This is a genomic window from Geodermatophilus sp. SYSU D00691, assembly GCF_054050275.1.
In genome coordinates, this window is the sequence record NZ_JBJGYZ010000005.1 from 44,344 (window position 1) to 61,127 (window position 16,784).

17 protein-coding genes are annotated in these 16,784 nt (G+C 74.7%); 6 read left to right on the plus strand and 11 right to left on the minus strand.

Features of this window, described 5'->3' with window-relative positions; all coding sequences use genetic code 11:
* Nucleotides 1–32: 32 nt before the first annotated feature.
* The 6 genes from ACI797_RS04935 to ACI797_RS04960 are packed head-to-tail and all read right to left on the minus strand — an operon-like array spanning nt 33 to nt 6,269.
* Nucleotides 33–1,271, minus strand: coding sequence for an acyl-CoA dehydrogenase family protein (locus ACI797_RS04935; RefSeq protein ID WP_456857388.1), 1,239 nt, complete (start codon nt 1,269–1,271; stop codon nt 33–35).
* Nucleotides 1,268–2,428 (minus strand): thiolase family protein, encoded by a 1,161-nt coding sequence (locus ACI797_RS04940; RefSeq protein ID WP_456857391.1) that lies wholly within the window; start codon nt 2,426–2,428, stop codon nt 1,268–1,270. Before ACI797_RS04940 ends, ACI797_RS04935 begins: the two co-directional genes overlap by 4 nt.
* Entirely contained in the window at nt 2,425–2,838 is a 414-nt protein-coding gene (locus ACI797_RS04945) for a Zn-ribbon domain-containing OB-fold protein (protein ID WP_456857392.1), read from the minus strand. The genes ACI797_RS04940 and ACI797_RS04945 overlap by 4 nt, the downstream gene beginning before the upstream one ends.
* Nucleotides 2,839–2,854: 16 nt before the next feature.
* Complete coding sequence (locus tag ACI797_RS04950; RefSeq protein ID WP_456857395.1) at nt 2,855–4,243, minus strand: dihydrolipoamide acetyltransferase family protein; 1,389 nt, start codon at nt 4,241–4,243, stop codon at nt 2,855–2,857.
* A gap of 3 nt (nt 4,244–4,246) precedes the next feature.
* Nucleotides 4,247–5,233 carry an alpha-ketoacid dehydrogenase subunit beta gene (locus tag ACI797_RS04955; RefSeq protein ID WP_456541328.1) on the minus strand — a complete coding sequence of 329 codons (987 nt, stop codon included), beginning with the start codon at nt 5,231–5,233 and terminating at the stop codon, nt 4,247–4,249.
* 16 nt (nt 5,234–5,249) lie between these two features.
* The gene (locus tag ACI797_RS04960; RefSeq protein WP_456857396.1) at nt 5,250–6,269 is read right to left on the minus strand and encodes a thiamine pyrophosphate-dependent dehydrogenase E1 component subunit alpha; all 1,020 of its coding nucleotides are present in this window, start codon (nt 6,267–6,269) and stop codon (nt 5,250–5,252) included.
* A 103-nt stretch (nt 6,270–6,372) separates the two neighbouring features.
* Between ACI797_RS04960 and ACI797_RS04965 the strand changes: the two genes are divergently transcribed.
* Both ACI797_RS04965 and ACI797_RS04970 read left to right on the plus strand, forming a co-directional pair.
* The gene (locus ACI797_RS04965) at nt 6,373–7,218 is read left to right on the plus strand and encodes a ThuA domain-containing protein (RefSeq protein WP_456857398.1); all 846 of its coding nucleotides are present in this window, start codon (nt 6,373–6,375) and stop codon (nt 7,216–7,218) included.
* Between the two features lie 43 nt (nt 7,219–7,261).
* Nucleotides 7,262–7,819 (plus strand): GNAT family N-acetyltransferase, encoded by a 558-nt coding sequence (locus tag ACI797_RS04970; RefSeq protein ID WP_456857399.1) that lies wholly within the window; start codon nt 7,262–7,264, stop codon nt 7,817–7,819.
* Nucleotides 7,820–7,834: 15 nt separating this feature from the next.
* On the opposite strand, the gene ACI797_RS04975 is transcribed toward ACI797_RS04970, so the two are convergent.
* A complete protein-coding gene (locus ACI797_RS04975; protein WP_456857400.1) occupies nt 7,835–8,806 on the minus strand; it encodes a TIGR03621 family F420-dependent LLM class oxidoreductase in 972 nt (323 codons plus the stop codon).
* A gap of 74 nt (nt 8,807–8,880) precedes the next feature.
* Between ACI797_RS04975 and ACI797_RS04980 the strand changes: the two genes are divergently transcribed.
* The 3 genes from ACI797_RS04980 to ACI797_RS04990 all read left to right on the plus strand — a co-directional run bounded on the left by ACI797_RS04980 (nt 8,881) and on the right by ACI797_RS04990 (nt 12,337).
* Nucleotides 8,881–10,425: an AMP-binding protein gene (locus tag ACI797_RS04980; RefSeq protein WP_456857401.1), complete on the plus strand. Its 1,545-nt coding sequence runs from the start codon at nt 8,881–8,883 to the stop codon at nt 10,423–10,425.
* 27 nt (nt 10,426–10,452) lie between these two features.
* A complete protein-coding gene (locus ACI797_RS04985) occupies nt 10,453–11,049 on the plus strand; it encodes a histidine phosphatase family protein (RefSeq protein WP_456857402.1) in 597 nt (198 codons plus the stop codon).
* Nucleotides 11,050–11,110: 61 nt separating this feature from the next.
* Nucleotides 11,111–12,337, plus strand: a complete 1,227-nt coding sequence (locus ACI797_RS04990) for an aromatic ring-hydroxylating oxygenase subunit alpha (RefSeq protein WP_456857404.1) — start codon at nt 11,111–11,113, stop codon at nt 12,335–12,337.
* Between the two features lie 42 nt (nt 12,338–12,379).
* On the opposite strand, the gene ACI797_RS04995 is transcribed toward ACI797_RS04990, so the two are convergent.
* From ACI797_RS04995 to ACI797_RS05005, 3 genes are all read right to left on the minus strand, one after another.
* A complete protein-coding gene (locus ACI797_RS04995; protein WP_456857405.1) occupies nt 12,380–13,180 on the minus strand; it encodes a ThuA domain-containing protein in 801 nt (266 codons plus the stop codon).
* Nucleotides 13,181–13,262: 82 nt separating this feature from the next.
* On the minus strand, nt 13,263–14,024 hold the full coding sequence (locus ACI797_RS05000; protein WP_456857406.1) for an SDR family NAD(P)-dependent oxidoreductase: 762 nt from the start codon (nt 14,022–14,024) through the stop codon (nt 13,263–13,265).
* A gap of 21 nt (nt 14,025–14,045) precedes the next feature.
* Nucleotides 14,046–15,083: an NADP-dependent oxidoreductase gene (locus tag ACI797_RS05005; RefSeq protein WP_456857407.1), complete on the minus strand. Its 1,038-nt coding sequence runs from the start codon at nt 15,081–15,083 to the stop codon at nt 14,046–14,048.
* 235 nt (nt 15,084–15,318) lie between these two features.
* Between ACI797_RS05005 and ACI797_RS05010 the strand changes: the two genes are divergently transcribed.
* The gene (locus ACI797_RS05010; protein WP_456541339.1) at nt 15,319–16,098 is read left to right on the plus strand and encodes an SDR family NAD(P)-dependent oxidoreductase; all 780 of its coding nucleotides are present in this window, start codon (nt 15,319–15,321) and stop codon (nt 16,096–16,098) included.
* On the opposite strand, the gene ACI797_RS05015 is transcribed toward ACI797_RS05010, so the two are convergent.
* Nucleotides 16,099–16,755, minus strand: coding sequence for a TetR/AcrR family transcriptional regulator (locus ACI797_RS05015; RefSeq protein ID WP_456857408.1), 657 nt, complete (start codon nt 16,753–16,755; stop codon nt 16,099–16,101).
* Between the last annotated feature and the right edge of the window lie 29 nt (nt 16,756–16,784).

Below are 16,784 nucleotides of genomic sequence, written 5' to 3' on the forward strand. Positions count from 1 at the left end.
GGCACGTGGCCGCGCCACCCCGGGCGAGCCCGTCAGCTGCGGCCGAGGCCGGACCAGGGGACGTCCTTGTCCACCCGCGGCTCGGGCGGCAGGCCGAGCACCCGCTCGGCGATGATGTTGCGCTGGATCTGGTCGGTGCCGCCGGCGAGCCGGTAGCCGGGCGCGCCCAGCACGTGCTCGGTCCAGGCGTAGGTCCCGGGGACGCCGGTGTCGGCGGTGATCCGCGGGCCGAGCAGCTCGGCGGCGGTCTCCCCGGTGCGCACCAGCAGGTCCGAGGCCAGCAGCTTGCCGATCGACGCGCCCGGCCCGGGCGAGACGCCGGCGGCCGCGGCGCGGGCCACCCGCTCGGCGGTCGCCGCCCGCAGCGCCGTCCGCACGTAGAGGTCGGCCAGCGCCTGCCGGACGACCGGGTCGCCCGTCCGGCCGCGGGAGCGGGCGACCGCCAGGACGTCGGCGAACGTGCCGCCCTTGCGCCGGGTGCCCGAGCCCGACGCCGTCCGCTCGAACGACAGCGTCGCCGTGGCCACCCGCCAGCCCTCCCCCACCCCGCCGATGCGCAGGTCGTCGGGGACGCGGACGGCGGAGAGGAACACCTCGTTGAACGACGCGCCGCCGCTCATCTGCCGGATCGGCCGGATCTCGACGCCGGGGGTGTCCATCGGCAGCAGGAAGGCGGTGATCCCCTTGTGCTTGGGCACGTCGGGGTCGGTGCGGGCGAGCAGCAGCCCGTAGTCGGCGTGCCGGGCCCCCGACGTCCACACCTTCTGCCCGTCGACCACCCACTCCTCGCCGTCGCGGACGGCGCGGCAGCCGAGCGCGGCGAGGTCCGAGCCGGCGCCCGGCTCGCTGAACAGCTGGCAGGCCAGCAGGTCGGTGCGCAGGAACGGCTCGGCGTAGGTGCGCCGCTGCTCCGGGGTGCCGAACATCGCCACCGCGGGCCCCACCAGGCCGGTGGTGACGCTGATCAGCTCGGTGGACGGCGGCACGGCGAACGCCGCCTCCTCCTGCGCCATCACCATCGCGAACGACGCGGGCAGCCCCGCGCCGCCCTGCTCCTCCGGCAGGGTCAGCGCGCCGTAGCCGGCGTCGTAGCGGGCGCGGCGGTAGGCGCGGACCGCGTCGAGCAGCCGCCGCTCCTCCTCGTCGGGGATGTTGCGGAACACCGCGAGGTCGGGCGGGCCCTCGTCGGCGTGGGGGTCGCGCGGCGGCAGCGTCGACGACAGCCAGCTGCGCACGCCGGCCCGCCAGGTGTCGAGGTCGGGGGCGCTCATGCGACGTCCACGGTCAGGACGGCGCAGGCCGACAGGCCGGGCGCGCCGTAGACGTGGGTGAAGCCGACCCGCGGGCCGCCGGGCACCTGGGCGCCGGCGGCGCGGCCCTGCAGCTGCCGCACCACCTCGTGCACCTGGCGCAGTCCGGAGGCGCCGACCGGTTCGCCGTTGGCCAGGCAGCCGCCGTCGGTGTTGACCGGCAGCGAGCCGTCGACGTCGGTGGCGCCGTCGGCGAGCAGCTGCTCCTGCTCGCCGTGCTTGCACAGCCCGGTCTCGGCCAGGTGGATCAGCTCCGAGCCGCTGTCGGTGTCCTGCACCTGCGCCACCTGCACCTCCGCCGGGGAGATGCCGGCCTCGGCGAAGGCGGCCGCGGCGGCGTCGACGCTGGGGCTGTGCCACGGATCGGGCGCCAGCCACGGCGAGAACACCTCGAACGAGCCGAACCGGCGGGTGCGCTGGGTGACCGCGGCCAGCCGCACCGGGCGGTCGCAGAGGTCGCCGGCCCGGTCGCCGCGGGCCAGCACCAGCGCCACGGCGCCCTGGCTGGGCTGGCAGAACATGTACTGGGTCAGCGGGTCGTTGACCGGCGCCGCGGCCAGCACCTCCTCCTCGGTCCACGGGTGCCGCCGCCAGGCCAGCGGGTGGGCCGCGCCGTTGCGGAAGGCCCGCGCGGCGATCCGCGCCAGCGCCAGGTCGGAGAGCCCGTGCTCGTGCTGGTAGCGCCGGGTCTTCATCGCGAAGTACTGGGTGGTGACCATCATCCCGGTCTGCGCGTACCAGCTGCCGAGCCCGTAGGCCGCCGGGTCGGCGGCGAACGCGCCCCGCTCGTGCTTGTCGAAGCCGACCACGGCCACCAGGTCGGCCCGCCGCGCCTGCAACGCGCTCACCGCGGTGGCCAGCGCGACCCCGCCGGTGGCGCAGCCGTTCTTCACGGTGGTGAACGGCACCCCGGTCAGCCCGAGACGGGCGACCAGCGAGTCGGGCTTGCCCGAGACGTTGCTGCCGCCGACGGCGAGGTCGACGTCGGCCCAGCCCACGCCGGCGTCGTCCAGGGCGTCCCGCAGCGCGGTCTCGGCCATGTCCAGGCCGCTGACCCCGTCGTGCCGGCCGAAGGGGTGCAGGCCGCCGCCGACCACGAAGACGTCGTCGGACCTCATGCGTCCTCCTCCACGGGTGCGAAGGCGTAGGTGACGACGGGGCCGCCGTCGGCCTCGAACGCCGGCTGCAGCACCAGCCGCACCGGCGTGCCGATCGCCAGCCGCGCGGGGTCGGCGGTCAGGTGCGCCTCGACCAGCACCTCGCCCAGGTCGACGTAGCCGACCGGGAACGGGCGGAACCCGCCGGCCGGCGGGACGTAGGGCGGCTTGGGCGCGAACCCCTGCACCGTCCAGGTCCACACCGTGCCGCGGTCGGGCAGCGCGTGCGGCGCCATCGCCCGCCCCATGCAGCGCGGGCAGGACGTCGACGCCGGGAAGGTGACCGTGCCGCAGTCGGGGCACCGGCTGCCGGCCAGCCGCGGCGGGTCGAGGGAGGCGAACAGCGTCGCGTCGACCGGGGTGGGGGCCACGGGTCCTCCGGGAGGGTCAGCCGGCGAGCAGCAGGTGGGGCCGGGCCAGCAGGCCGCTGACCGTGCGCAGGAACTCGGCGGCGGGCGCGCCGTCGACGGCCCGGTGGTCGAAGGAGAGGCTCAGCGTCAGCACCGACGTCCGGTGCGGGACCTCCCCCTCCCACCGGACGCCGTCGCGCACCCGGCCGACGCCGAGGATCCCGGTGTTGCCGGGGTTGACCACCGGCGTGAAGAAGTCGACGCCGTAGGACCCGAGCGAGGTGACGACGAAGGTCGCCCCCTCCAGCTGCGGCAGGGTGAGCCGGCCCTCGCGGGCGGCGGTGGCCAGCGCCTGGGTCTGCTCGGCGATGTCGACCAGCCCGCGCCTGTCGGCGTCGCGCACGACCGGCACGAGCAGCCCGTCGGGGACGGCGACGGCGACACCGACGTGCACCTCCTCGAGCAGGTGGATGCCGTCGTCCCTGACCGTCGCGTTGAGCACCGGGTGCTCGAGCAGCGCGTGCGCGGCGGCGCGGACGACGAAGTCGTTGATCGTCGGCACCCGGAGGCCGGTGCCGGCCCACTCCCGCTTGAGGTGCTCGCGCAGCGCCAGCAGGTCGCCGACCTCGGCCTCGTAGCCGTGGGTCAGCTGGGCCATCTCCTGCAGGCTGGCGTGCATGTTGCGGGCGATCGCCCCGCGCATGCCGGTCAGCGGGACGACCGTGCCGGCCCGCGGGCCGGCGGCGGCCGGCGCGGGCTGCGGCGGAGCGACGGCGGCCGCGGCGGTGACGTCGGCGCGGCGGATCCGGCCGCCCAGCCCGGAGCCGCGCACCTGGCTGAGGTCGACGCCCGAGGCCTGGGCGTGCCGCCGCACCAGCGGGGAGACGACCCCGCCGGCCGGGGCGGCCGGGGGTGGCACCGGGGGTGGCGCGGCGGCGCGGGCCGCGGCGAGCGCGTCCTCGACGTCCTCGGACACGATCCGGCCGCCCGGGCCGGTGCCGCGCAGCGTGGTCAGGTCGACGCCGTGCTCGGCGGCGACCCGCTTGGCGTTGGGCGAGGCCAGCAGCCGCCCGGCGGGGACGGCGGCGGCCGACGCGGGACCGGTGAGCTGGAGCTCGCCGACGTCACCCGCGGCCGGGGACTCCTGGGCGGCGACCTTGGCGGGCGACGGCGCGGCCGGGGGCTGCTCGTCGCCCTCCAGCAGCCAGGCGATCAGCGCGCCGGGCGGCAGTGTCGTCCCCTCGTCGACGACGGGCTGGAACCGGCCCTCGCCCTCGGCCTCCACCTCGGCGTCGACCTTGTCGGTGGCCAGCCGCAGGAGGACGTCGCCGTTCTTGACGACGTCGCCGGCCTTGGCCACCCACTCGACGATGGTGCCCTCCTCCATCGTCAGCCCGAGCTTGGGCAGCAGCACCTCCTGGGCCACGGCTCAGCTCCGCTTCAGGATGCGCCGGCAGGCGTCGGCGATGCTGCCGCGGTCGGGCACGTAGACGTTCTCGAGCACCGGGCTGAAGGGCACGGGGGCGAACGGGGCGCCGACCCGCATCACGGGGGCGTCGAGGTGGTCGAAGGCGACGTCCTGGACCTGCGCGGCGATCTCGGCGCCGAGCCCGCCGAAGGTGACCGCCTCGTGGACGACGACGACGCGGTTGGTGCGGCGCACCGAGTCGGTGATGGTGGCGGTGTCCAGCGGCTGCACCGTGCGCGGGTCGATCACCTCGGCCGAGATGCCCTCGGCGGCCAGCGCCTCGGCGGCGGCCGCTGCCTCGACCGCCATCCGGCCGAGCGCGACCACGGTGACGTCGGTGCCCTCGCGCAGCACGTGCGCCTGCCCGAACGGCAGCCCGTAGAGCTCCTCGGGCACGTCGCCCTTGGCGCCGAGCAGCTTCTTGTTGAGCATCATGATCACCGGGTTGTCGTCGCGGACCGCGGTGACCATCAGGCCCTTGGCGTCGTAGGCCGACGACGGCATCGCCACCTTCAGCCCCGGCGTGTGCGCCAGCCACGCCTCGAGGCTCTGGCTGTGCTGCGCACCGGCGGAGAGCCCGGCCCCGGCGGCGACGGTGAGCACCATCGGCACGCGGACCTCGCCGCCGAACATGAACTTCATCTTCGCCGCCTGGTTGACCACCTGGTCGAGGCAGACGGCGAGGAAGTCCATGAACATGATGTCGACGACCGGGCGCAGGCCGCGCGAGGCGGCGCCCACGCCCAGGCCGACGATCGCCATCTCCGAGATGGGGGTGTCGATCATGCGCCGCTCGCCGAACTCGGCGAGCAGGCCGTCGTACATGTGGAAGACCCCGCCGTAGCCGGCGACGTCCTCGCCGACGACGAAGACGTCGTCGTCCTCGCGCATGACCTGGTGCAGGGCCTCGTTGTAGGCCTTGACGTAGGTCAGCTCGCGCACGGCCATGCAGGGTCCTCTCGGGTCAGACGGTGTAGACGTTCTTCGTGAGCGTCGCCGGGTCGGGCTGCGGGCTGGCCTGGGCGAACTCGATGGCGTCGGCGGCGTCCGCGCGGGTCTCCTCCCACACGCGGGCGAACGACGCGGCGTCGACGACGCCGTCGGCGGCGGCGCGCGCCTCGAGCAGCTCGATGGCGTCGCGCTTCTTCCAGGCGTCGATCTCCTCCTGCGTGCGGTACGGCTTGCGCAGGCCCTTGACGCCCTGGTGGTCGTAGTAGCGGTAGGTCTTGGCCTCGACCAGCGACGGCCCCTCCCCGGCGCGGGCCCGGTCGACCGCGCGCTGGCAGGCCTGCCGGACGGCGACGGCGTCCATGCCGTCGCAGACCTCGCTGGGCATGCCGTAGGCGGCCGCGCGGTCGGCGACGTCGGTGAGCAGCATGTGCCGCGCCTGGGCGGTGAACTCGGCGTAGCCGTTGTTCTCGCAGACGAAGACCACCGGCAGCTTGAGGACGGCGGCCATGTTCGCCGCCTCGTGGAACGCCCCGATGTTGCTCGCCCCGTCGCCGAAGAACGTCATCGCGATCGTGCCGTCGTCGCGGTAGCGGCCGGCGAAGGCCGCGCCGACGGCGATCGGCAGGCCGGCGCCGACGATGCCGTTGGCGCCGAGCATGCCGATCGACAGGTCGTTGATGTGCATGCTGCCGCCGCGGCCGTGGCAGTAGCCGTCCACCCGCCCGAACAGCTCGGCGAACATGGGGCGGAACTGCGCACCCTTGGCCACGGCGTGCCCGTGACCGCGGTGGGTGGAGGTGATCTGGTCGGCGTCGGTGAGCGTGGCCATGGCGCCGGCGGCGACCGCCTCCTGGCCGACGTAGAGGTGCAGGAACCCGGGCAGCAGCCCGTTCTCCATCAGCCGGCCGGCCTCGGTCTCGAAGACGCGGATGCGCACCATCCGCCGGTGCAGGTCGAGCAGCTCCTCGGGGCCGTAACCCTCGACGGACGGCGCGTCGCCGGTCACGGTCGCCGTACCCCCGGCCTGGTCCATGTGCCCGCCTCCCGGTCGGCCCGTGTGGGCCAGATCACCCGTGTTACTGGTGAGAGGCTACAGTAACCATGCCGAAGTGGAAGCCCCCCGACGAGGAGCGCCGATGGCGGTGCGGGTGCTGGTGGTGACCGGTGGCCACCGGGTGGACCTCGACGCGCTGCTGGGCATGGTGGCCGCCCTCGCGGGCGAGCGCGGCTGGGTGTGGGCGCACGCCGTGCAGCCGTCGGCGCAGGACTGGCTGGCGCCCGAGCACGCCGGCGCGTGGGACGCCCTCCTGCTGCACGACCTGCCCGGCCTGCACCTGCGCCGCGGCGAGCCCCCGGAGCCGCGCGGGCCGGCGCCGGAGGTCGCCCGCGCGGTCACCGGCCTGCTGGAGCGGGGCGTCGGCGTCGTCGCCACCCACCACGCGCTGGCCGGCTGGCCGGCGTGGGACGGGTGGGCGGACGCGCTGGGCGGGCGGTTCTTCTACGCACCGGGGGTCCTGCACGGGGAGGAGTGGCCGTCGTCCGGGACCCGGATCACCGGGTACACCGCCCGGGTGGTCGCGCCCGAGCACCCGGTCTGCGCGGGCCTCGCGGACTTCGCGCTCACCGACGAGCCGTACTGCTGCCCCGTGTTCACCGACCGCGTCGTCCCCCTCCTGCGGCACGACGCCGACGTCGACCCGGCCCGGTACGTCCGCACGTACGAGCACGTGCTGGTCGGCGAGGACGCCGCACCGGACTGCACCGGCCACCCGCCGGCCAGCGACCTGGTCGCCTGGGCGACGACGGCGGCGGTCAGCCCGGTGGTCTACGTCCAGCCCGGCGACAGCGCGGCGACGTTCGGCCTGCCCGGGTACCGCCGGCTGATCGGCAACGCGGTCGACTGGGTCGCCTCGCCGCCGGCGCACGAGTGGGCCCGCAGCCGTCCCACCCCGATCGACGCGCGGGTCCCCGCGGAGGCCTGAGCGCGGGCACCGCTCCGCGGGGACCGTCCGCCAGGATGGCGCGATGGCGCACCTCACCGTCGCGCACACCGCGCAGCTCGAGCCCGCGGTGCTGGAGTCCGCCCGGCTGATGGTCCAGGCCGCCTTCGTGCAGGACCGCGCGGGCTCGGTGCAGGGAAGCTTCACCGACGAGGACTGGGACCACGCCCTGGGCGGCATGCACGCCCTGGTGCACGAGCGGGGGGAGCTCGTCGGGCACGGCTCGGTGGTCCAGCGCAGGTTCCTGCACGCCGGCCGGTCGTGGCGGGTCGGCTACGTGGAGGCGGTCGCGGTCGCCGCCCGTGCCCGGCGCCGCGGCCACGGCGCGGCGGTGATGGCCGCGCTGGAGCAGGTCATCCGCGGCGCCTACGACTTCGGCGCGCTCAGCGCCACCGACGACGGCGCGCCCCTCTACCGCTCGCGCGGATGGAGGGTGTGGTCGGGTCCCGCCTCCGTGCTCGCGCCGTCCGGTCCCCTGCGGACGCCGGACGAGGACGGCGCGGTGCACGTGCTGCCGCTCCGGGCCGACCTCGACCTCGCCGCCGAGCTGACCTGCGACTGGCGCGACGGCGACCTCTGGTGAACGGCTCCCCTGAGCTCACTTCCCGGTGAGGCGCTCCACGACGGGGGCGAAGGCGTCGATCGAGCGGTCGCCGACGGTGACGTAGGAGAACCCGTAGACCTCGCGCCGGCGCTCGAGCTCCTCGCAGATCTCCTCGACCGAGCCGACCAGGGCGTGCGGGAACCGGCGCAGCTCCTCCCCCGAGAGGCCGGTCTGGGCGGCCAGCTGCTCCTCGGTGGTGGCGCCGCCCTCGACGGCCAGGAAGTACGCGGCGGTCTCCAGCTCCAGCTGCGCGAAGCGCTCGCCGGCGCCCTCGCGGACCCAGCCGAGCTTCTGCACGGTCTCCTCGTGCCCGGACGTGGCCACGCTGTCGGCGCCGATGACGCCGGAGCGGTTGTTGAAGTTGATGCTGACCACGTCGGCCTGCGCCCCGGCCAGCCGCAGCACCCGCGGCGCCCCGCCGCCGATGGTGATCGGCGGCGGCGTGGGCAGCAGGGGCAGCGGCCCCATGCCGGTCACGCGCACGTGCTCGCCGCGGGTGTCGGCGGGCCGGCCGGCGGTGAAGTCCTTGAGCAGCGCCACGAACTCGGCCAGGTGCCGGATGCGCTCACCGGCCGGCGGGAAGGGGATGCCCATCGCCTCGTACTCGGCCTCCAGCCACCCGGCGCCGAGCCCGACCTCGGTGCGGCCCTCGGACAGCTCGGCGAGCGTGGCGATCTCCTTGGCCAGCACGTACGCGTGGTGGTAGCCGACGCAGAACATCCGGCAGCCGATCCGCAGCGTGCTGGTCACCTCGGCGGCGACGGCCATCGCCGGGATCGGCGCCAGGGTCACCGGCCGGTGCCCGGTCTCGTCGGAGACGCGGCCCGGCCCGAGGTAGTGGTCGGAGGTGTGCAGCGCCGAGTAGCCCAGCCCCTCCACCCGGCGGGCCAGCTCGCGCCACGCGGCGCCGGACTCGGGGCGGTAGGCCTGGACGGCGAAGCGGAAGGAGTGCTGCGTCGAGACCATGGCGACCGCCCAGGTTTCTTGACGTTGACTACAGTTGCGGCGAACCTTAACGCACTCGCGGAAGGGGGTGGCCCGTGCAGCGGCTCGCAGGCATCGGGGCGCGCGCCGGGGACGACCCCGGCGGCCTCGCCCTCGCCGACGACGCGGTCGAGCTGACCTGGGCCGAGGTCGCCCGGCAGGTGGACGCGGTCGGCGGGGAGCTGCTCGCCGTCGCGCCCGGGCCCGACGACCGGGTGGCCGTGATCGGCGAGAACGCCGCCCCGACCCTCGTCGCCCACGCGGCCGGCATCCTGGCCGGCGTGGGCACCGTCGCGGTCTCCCGGCAGCTCACCGCGGCCGAGATGGCCGCCCAGTTCCGCGATGCCGGCGTGGTCGCCGCCGTCACCGGCCCGGCCGGGCTGGCCGCCACCCTCGAGGCCGCGCGGGAGGCCGGGGTGCGCGCCGTCGTCGTCCACGGCACCGACGCGGCGCCGGCGGGCACGACGCCGTGGACGGCGTGGGCGACCGGCCCGCGCACCCTGCCGGACTCGACGGACCGCCCGGCGCGGCCGCCGCTGGTCTACACCTCGGGCACCACCGGCAAGGCCCGCGGCACACCGGTGCGCTGGGCGCCGTCGACGGTCACCGCCGCGGCCGAGTACGCCGCACTGCTCGCCGGCCGGTCCGGCTTCCCGGCCGGCCCGCACCTCGTCGTCGGCCCGCTGCAGCACAACGGCCCGCTGACGTCGGTGCGCCACCTGCTCTCGGGGCAGCCGGTCGTGGTGCTCGGGAGGTTCGACGCCGAGCGGGTGCTGCAGCTGGTCGAGCGGTACCGCGTGACGTCGTCGGTGATGGTGCCGACCCACTTCTCCCGGCTGCTGGCGCTGCCGGACGACGCGCGCCGCCGCTACGACGTCACCAGCCTGCGCAACGTCGCGCACACCGGTTCCGCCTGCCCCGCCGACGTCAAGCGGGCGATGATCGACTGGTTCGGCCCGGTGCTGGTGGAGAGCTACGGCGGCAGCGAGATCGGCACCGTCTGCCGGATCACCAGCGAGGAGTGGCTGACCCACCCCGGCTCGGTCGGCCGGGTCGTCGAGCCGTTCGAGGTGGTCGTGCTCGACGAGGAGGGTCGCGAGCTGCCGCCCGGCGAGACCGGCGTGCTCGGCTTCCGCACCCCGCCCGGCCGCGAGGTGAGCTACCACGCCGACGCGGAGAAGACCCGCTCGGCCTACCTCGCCCCCGGCGTGGCCACCCTCGGCGACGTCGGCCACGTGACCGACGACGGGTTCGTCTACATCACCGACCGGGTGGCCGACATGGTCGTCTCCGGCGGGGTGAACCTCTACCCGGCCGAGAGCGAGCAGGTGCTGCAGCAGCACCCGGCGGTGGCCGACGTCGCGGTGATCGGCGTCCCCGATCCCGACCTCGGCGAGGCGCTGCGCGCGCTCGTCGTCCCGGCCGGCACCCCCCTGGACCCGGCCGAGCTGGCCGGCTGGTGCCGCAAGCACCTGGCCGCCTACAAGTGCCCGAAGAGCTACGAGCTCGTCGACGCCCTGCCGCGCAACGTCATGGGCAAGCTCGACAAGCGCGCCCTGCGCCGCCCGTACTGGGACGGCGACCGCACCATCGCCGGCTGACGGCGACCCCGCGACCCGAGAGGGACCATGACCGAACTCCTGCTCGTCCGCCACGGCCTGCCCGCCTCCGGGGAGGTGCAGCCCCCGCTCGCGCCCGAGGGGGTCGAGCAGGCCCGCCGGCTCGGCGGCTGGCTCAAGGGCGAGGACGTCGACGTGCTGGTCACCAGCCCGATGCGGCGGGCGCGCGAGACCGCGGACGCCATGGCCGGGGAGATGGGCCGCGCGGTCGACGCCGTCGTCGACGACCTGCGCGAGTGGGACACCGATCTGCCGCCGCGCGCCTACACCGCCGTGGAGGAGATGGGCCCGACCGACCCGCGAGCGGTCGCCATCGCCGAGGGCCGGTACGACGAGTTCGTCCCGTCGCTGGACCGCGACGCCTTCCGCCGCCGCGTCGCGGGCTGCCTGATCGAGCTGTTCGAGCGCTGGCCGGTCGGCCGCCTCGTCGCCGTCGGGCACGGCGGCGCGATCAACGCCATGGTCGGCGGGGTGCTCGGCATCCCGGCCCTGTTCTGGCACAACCCCGGCTACACGTCGGTGGCGCGGCTGCGGCGGATGCCCGGTGGCCGGGTCGTGGTGGTGTCGGTCAACGAGACCGCGCACCTCTACGCGACTCGCGATTGACGCGGCCGGCCGCTCCCGACAGACTGCAAGTCATCTATATGACTTAGACCCGGGAGCTGCCATGACCGCCGTCGTCCCCGAGTACGTCCCCGGCCTCGAGCTGGACCGGGCCGGCCGGGAGGAGGCGCTGCGGCTGGTCGAGCGGGTGCGCGCGCTCGTCGCCGGCCGGACCACCGACCAGGCCGGGGGCACCTGGGAGGAGCCGGTCGCCAACTACCTGGACCCGGCGCTGTTCGAGGCCGAGAAGGAGCTGCTCTTCCGCCGCGTGCCGCTGCCCCTGGCGCTCTCCTGCGAGCTGCCCGGGCCGAACACGTACAAGGCGGTCGACGCCGCCGGCACGCCGGTGGTCATCACCCGGGACGGCGACGGCGCGGTGCACGCGATGCTCAACGTGTGCCGGCACCGCGGCGCGGAGGTCTGCCCGGCGGGCACCGGCCGCGGGCGCACGCTGACCTGCCCGTACCACGCGTGGTCCTACCGCATGGACGGATCGCTGGCCGGCGTCTACGGGGCGAGCACCTTCGGCGACTTAGACAAGTCCGCGCGCGGGCTGGTGCCGCTGCCGGTGGAGGAGCGGCACGGGCTGGTGTTCGTCGTCCTCACCCCCGGTGCGCCGCTGGACCTCGACGCGTGGCTCGGCGACGTCGGGCCGGTGCTCGCCTCGCTGCGGCTGGCCGAGACCCACCACTTCTCCACGCGGATGATGCCCGGGCCGAACTGGAAGGTCGCCGTCGAGGGCTACCTGGAGGGCTACCACTTCGCCTCGCTGCACACGGACACCGTGTTCAGGACGAACCTGAGCAACACCGCGGCGTGGGACTCCTTCGGCTGGCACCAGCGGCTGGCCTTCGCGCTGCGGCCGATCGCCGACCTCGGGGACACCCCGCAGGAGCGGTGGGACCCGGCCACGCTGGTCGGCCCGATCGTCTGGCTGTTCCCCGGCTTCGCCATCGCCGGCGGCTGGCGCGACCGCATCGCGGTCGCCTTCCCGCTCCCCGGCGCGACGCCGACCGAGTCGATGACCGAGCAGCGGATCCTCACCCGCACGCCGCCGTCGGACGACCGCGCGCGCGAGGAGGCCGAGTTCGCCCGCGACTGGTTCTACGACGTCACCTACGGCGAGGACTACCTGACCGGGTACGGCGTCCAGCGCGGCATCCCCGCGATGGCGGAGCGGACGATGCTCGTCGGCCGCAACGAGCCGGGCGTGCAGCACCTGCACCGGGCGATCAACGCGGTGATGGCCGAGCACCACCGCCCTCCGCACCCCCTCCCCCGCACCGCCTGAGGACGTGCTTGGTCGCGATCGAGCGCGCGTGCTCGATCGCGATCAAGCACCGTCGACGGCGGGGAACCCGCCGTAGAGGCCCCAGGAGAGGCAGCGGTCGAGGACGGCGGTGAACTCGGGGACCAACCAGCTGCCGCGGTCCTCGCGGCCGAGGTCCTCGACGCCGAGGTCCTGGACGTCGAAGCGGCCGCGCGCGTGGCCGAGGGTGAAGTAGCAGACGGTGCCGGCGCCGGTCCGCTTGAGGTAGAGGACCGGCCGGGGCTCGTCGTCGGTGGTCTCCCCCTCCTCGAAACCGCGGCAGGGGCCCGAGTACCGGGTGTGCAGCAGCACCTCCAGCGGCGGGTGCAGCTCGCTGACGTAGAGCTCGTCGGTGACCTCGAACGGCGCGATGCCCTGAACCAGCGGGTGGTCGGGCCGCGTCACCTCCACCCGGTACGGCTCGATCGGCGGGTGGCCGAGGAACTGGCTGCCCAGCACCTCGGCCACCGGCCCCAGCGACCGCGGCGTGCGGAACAGCCGCGGCCCGTCGAGCGGCGGGGCGTCGATGGCCGCGTTGGTGCCGTGCAGCGCCAGCCACCGGCCACCGGCCGCGACCCAGTCCGCCAGCCGGCGCTGCTGGTCGGGGTCGGGCCGGCGGTCGCAGGTGTAGGTGACCAGCAGGTCGGCGCGTGCCAGCGCGTCCCCGGCGGCCGCGCTGCCCATCGCGTAGTCCTCGAACACGCGCGTCCGGGCGCGCGGGTGCCGGGCCAGCGCCTCGAGCAGCCGCAGCCGGGCGTGGTCGAAGTCGTGCCAGCGCCCGCCGCAGACCAGGACGACGTCGAGCCGCCCCGCGGGCCCTGCCATCGGATCGCCTTCTTCCGTCGTGGCGGCCCCGCTGCAGGATCCCGCCGCGAGCTCGCGAGTGGTGGGGGGCAGCGGGGTCCTTCTAGAACTGGACGCGGGTGACGATGCCGCCGTCCACCACGAAGTTCACGCCGTTGGTGAAGCCCGACCGCGGGCTGGCGAGGAACGCGACGGCGGCCGCGACGTCCTCGGGGCGGCCGTAGCGGCCGACCGGGATCTTGCCCAGCACCTCGTCGTAGACCTCGCGGCGCCCCTCCCGGATCTTCTCCCAGTCACCGCCGGGGAACTCGATCGGGCCGGGCGAGACGGTGTTCACCCGGATGCCCCTGGGCGCCAGCGCCCGCGCCTGCGCGGCGGCGTGGTGCAGCACGGCCGCCTTGATCGCCGAGTAGGCGTTCGGCGAGGCCGGGCGGACGGTGTCGAACGCGTTCGTCGTCCCGATCGACACGATCGCCCCGCCCTGCTTCTCCAGGTGCGGCACGGCGGCCTCGATGAGCCGGACCAGCGGGAGCAGGTCGCCGTCGAGGCTCTTCTGCCACTGGTCGGGCGCCTTGGAGGCGCCGGCGGAGACGTTGGAGACGACGACGTCGAGCCCGCCGAGCTCCTGCGCCGAGCGGTCGACGAAGGCGGCCAGCGCCTCGTTGTCGGTGACGTCCACCGCCTCGGCGTGCACGGTCGCGCCCCGCTCGCGCAGGCCGGCGGCCACCTTGTCCAGCGTCTCCCGGCCCCGCGCGCACAGCGCGAGCGCGCAGCCCTCCTCGGCGAGGGTCTCGGCGATCGCCCGGCCGATGCCCCGGCTGCCGCCGGTCACCAGGGCGCGCTTGCCGGTCAGCTGCAGGTCCATGGGGTCCTCTCTTCGGTGGGGTCAGGCGTCCACGGACGGGTCGAGGCGGACGAGCATCTTGCCGACGTTCTCGCCGCGCAGCATGCCCAGGAACGCCTCCACCGCGTGCGCGAGGTCGTCGACGACGGTCTGCTTGGCGACCAGCTCGCCCGAGCGCAGCCACCCGGCCACCCGGTGCTCGAACTCCGGCCGCAGGTCCTCGTGGTCGCGGACGATGAAGCCGCGCAGCGTGATCCGCTTGAGCACGGCCTGGATGAGGTGGTCGATGCTCGGCCGCGGGGCGTCGGCGTCGAACTGCGAGATCATCCCGCACAGCGCCACGCGGCCGGACAGCCGCAGCGCGTCGAGCGCGGCGACCAGGTGGTCGCCGCCGACGTTGTCGAAGTACAGGTCGATGCCGTCGGGGGCGACCCGGGCCAGGCCGTCGCGCACCCGCTCGGCCCGGTAGTCGACGGCGCCGTCGAGACCGAGCTCCTCGACCAGCAGGGCCGCCTTGCGGGCGCCACCGGCACTGCCGACGACGGCCGACGCCCCGAGCAGCCGGGCGAGCTGCGCCGCCGCCGAGCCCACGGCGCCGGCCGCGGCGGAGACGAAGACGACGTCGCCCTCCCGCAGCTCGCCGGCCCGCACCAGCCCGGCGTAGGCGGTGAACCCCGTCTGGCCGAGCACCCCGAGCCAGTCGGCCGGGGCGGCCAGCGAGACGTCGACCACGGTGGCGGTGGCCGAGTCGACGACGGCCAGGTCGCGCCAGCCCAGGCGGTGCCGCACCCACGTCCCGACCGGGACGCCCTCGGCCCGGCTGTCCACCACCCGGCCGAGGGCCGACCCGTCGAGCGGCTCCCCGAGCCGGAAGTTGGTCGTGTAGTGCTTCTCGGTCTCCTCGAGCCGGCCGCGCATCGAGGGGTCGACGCTCATGTAGGCGTTGCGCACCAGCAGCTGCCCGGCCGCGAGCTCCGGGACCGGGCGCTCCTCGAGGGCGAAGTCCTCCGGCTGCGGCGCGCCGGTCGGCCGCCGGGCCAGCGAGACGACCCGGGTGGTGGTCGTGTGCGCCGTCGTCACGCGCGTGCCTCCGCGTCCTCGACAGGGGCGTTGGGAACGGCCTGCCGGAGCACCCGGGACGGCCGTGGGTTTGTTTACTCAGGGCAGAGTAACTGTTCCGACCGGCGACACAACCCCCGATTCCGGAACGACCCGGTTGCCTGCCCAGAAGGGCTGTTTCACCGCGATGTGGCGTGCTTCACTGTAGTCCGCCCCAAGAAACTAGACCGCGCCGCTCGGCGCCGGAGGAGGACACATGGCTCTGCTGCAGGACAAGGTCGCCGTCATCACCGGCGGAACGGCCGGGCTGGGTCTCGGCATCGCCGAGGCGTTCCTGCGCGAGGGCGGCAAGGTGGTGCTCAACGGCCGCCGCGCGGACAAGGGCGAGAAGGTCGTCGCCGAGCTCGGGGTCGGTGACCGCGCGGTCTTCCGGCAGGGCGACGTGATGAAGAAGGAGGACATCGAGTCGCTGGTCGACTTCGCCGCCGAGCACTTCGGCCGGGTCGACATCATGGTCAACAACGCCGGCGGCACCGCGGCCACGTTCCCCGTCGCGGAGATGCCCGACGACGAGTGGGACCTGAACATGAAGTGGAACCTCTACTCCACGTTCTACGGGACCCGCAGCGCGCTGAAGTACATGATCCCGCAGCAGTGGGGCCGGATCATCAACATGTCGTCGGTCGAGGGCAAGCACGGCAAGCCGATGCTCTGCGGCTACGTGACGGCCAAGCACGCCATCAACGGCCTCACCAAGGTGACCGCCAAGGAGGTCGGCACCCAGGGCATCACCGTGAACTCCCTCTGCCCCGGCCTGGTGATCACCGAGATCGTGCGCGAGAACGGGCCGCGGACGGCGGAGAGCATGGGCCTGACCTTCGAGGGCATGGTCGACCTGTTCGCCCAGGAGTCGGCGATCAAGCGGCCGAACACGGTCGAGGAGGTCGCCGCCATGGCCGTGCTGCTCGCCTCCGACGCGGGCGCCGGCATCACCGGCGCGATGCTGTCGGTCGACGGCGGCACGGCGGCCTACTGATCAGTCCAGGTCCATCATCCGCAGCGAGGCCTCCTCGAGGGCGGCCCGCAGGGCCCGCGGCGAACGCCGGCTCAGCGGGCCGCCGTCGAGGCGCATCGGGTGGATGGCGATCAGCGTGTTGATCAGCGTGCGCACGGCCAGCCGGGTGGCGGCGTGCTGGGCGGCGGCCGAGCGGTGCCGCCGCTGGCCCACGGGCGCCTGCCGGGCGTAGACGTACGCCCGCTCGATGTGCTGCTCCTCGAACTGCACGCGCAGCACCTGGGCCTGCTTGGTCGCGCCGGGCAGGTGGCTGTAGAGGATCCGCGCGTGGTCGGGTCGCGTCTCGATCCAGTCCCACACCGCGTCGATGATCTGCGGCAGCGCTGCCTGCTGGTCACCCTCGGGACGGGACTTCTCGACCACCTCGTCGAGCTCGGTGATCACCGACTGCAGCGCGACGTCGAACAGCTCGTCCTTGCCGGCGAAGTGGTAGTAGACGGCGGTCGGCACGACGCCCGCCTCCTCGGCGACGTCCTGCACGCTGGTCTCCGCGAAGCCGGTGCGGGCGAAGACCTTGATCGCGGCGTCGACGATCTCCTGCCGGCGCGACGGCCGGTGGGCCGGCAGCTTCGCGGGGAGGACGTCACCGCCGTCGACACCCTCGGAACTCTGCAGCACCGATCCCCTCCTACGGGGTAGCACGTTGC

Bases quoted from the DNA above. Each gene is read 5' to 3' on its own strand.
- ACI797_RS04960 (WP_456857396.1), bottom strand. From the start codon at position 6,269: ATGGACCAGGCCGGGGGTACGGCGACCGTGACCGGCGACGCGCCGTCC.
- ACI797_RS04975 (WP_456857400.1), bottom strand. From the start codon at position 8,806: ATGGTCTCGACGCAGCACTCCTTCCGCTTCGCCGTCCAGGCCTACCGC.
- ACI797_RS05000 (WP_456857406.1), bottom strand. From the start codon at position 14,024: ATGGACCTGCAGCTGACCGGCAAGCGCGCCCTGGTGACCGGCGGCAGC.
- ACI797_RS04970 (WP_456857399.1), top strand. From the start codon at position 7,262: ATGGCGCACCTCACCGTCGCGCACACCGCGCAGCTCGAGCCCGCGGTG.
- ACI797_RS04985 (WP_456857402.1), top strand. From the start codon at position 10,453: ATGACCGAACTCCTGCTCGTCCGCCACGGCCTGCCCGCCTCCGGGGAG.
- ACI797_RS05010 (WP_456541339.1), top strand. From the start codon at position 15,319: ATGGCTCTGCTGCAGGACAAGGTCGCCGTCATCACCGGCGGAACGGCC.
- ACI797_RS04990 (WP_456857404.1), top strand. From the start codon at position 11,111: ATGACCGCCGTCGTCCCCGAGTACGTCCCCGGCCTCGAGCTGGACCGG.
- ACI797_RS04965 (WP_456857398.1), top strand. From the start codon at position 6,373: ATGGCGGTGCGGGTGCTGGTGGTGACCGGTGGCCACCGGGTGGACCTC.
- ACI797_RS04955 (WP_456541328.1), bottom strand. From the start codon at position 5,233: ATGGCCGTGCGCGAGCTGACCTACGTCAAGGCCTACAACGAGGCCCTG.
- ACI797_RS04995 (WP_456857405.1), bottom strand. From the start codon at position 13,180: ATGGCAGGGCCCGCGGGGCGGCTCGACGTCGTCCTGGTCTGCGGCGGG.
- ACI797_RS04935 (WP_456857388.1), bottom strand. From the start codon at position 1,271: ATGAGCGCCCCCGACCTCGACACCTGGCGGGCCGGCGTGCGCAGCTGG.
- ACI797_RS04940 (WP_456857391.1), bottom strand. From the start codon at position 2,428: ATGAGGTCCGACGACGTCTTCGTGGTCGGCGGCGGCCTGCACCCCTTC.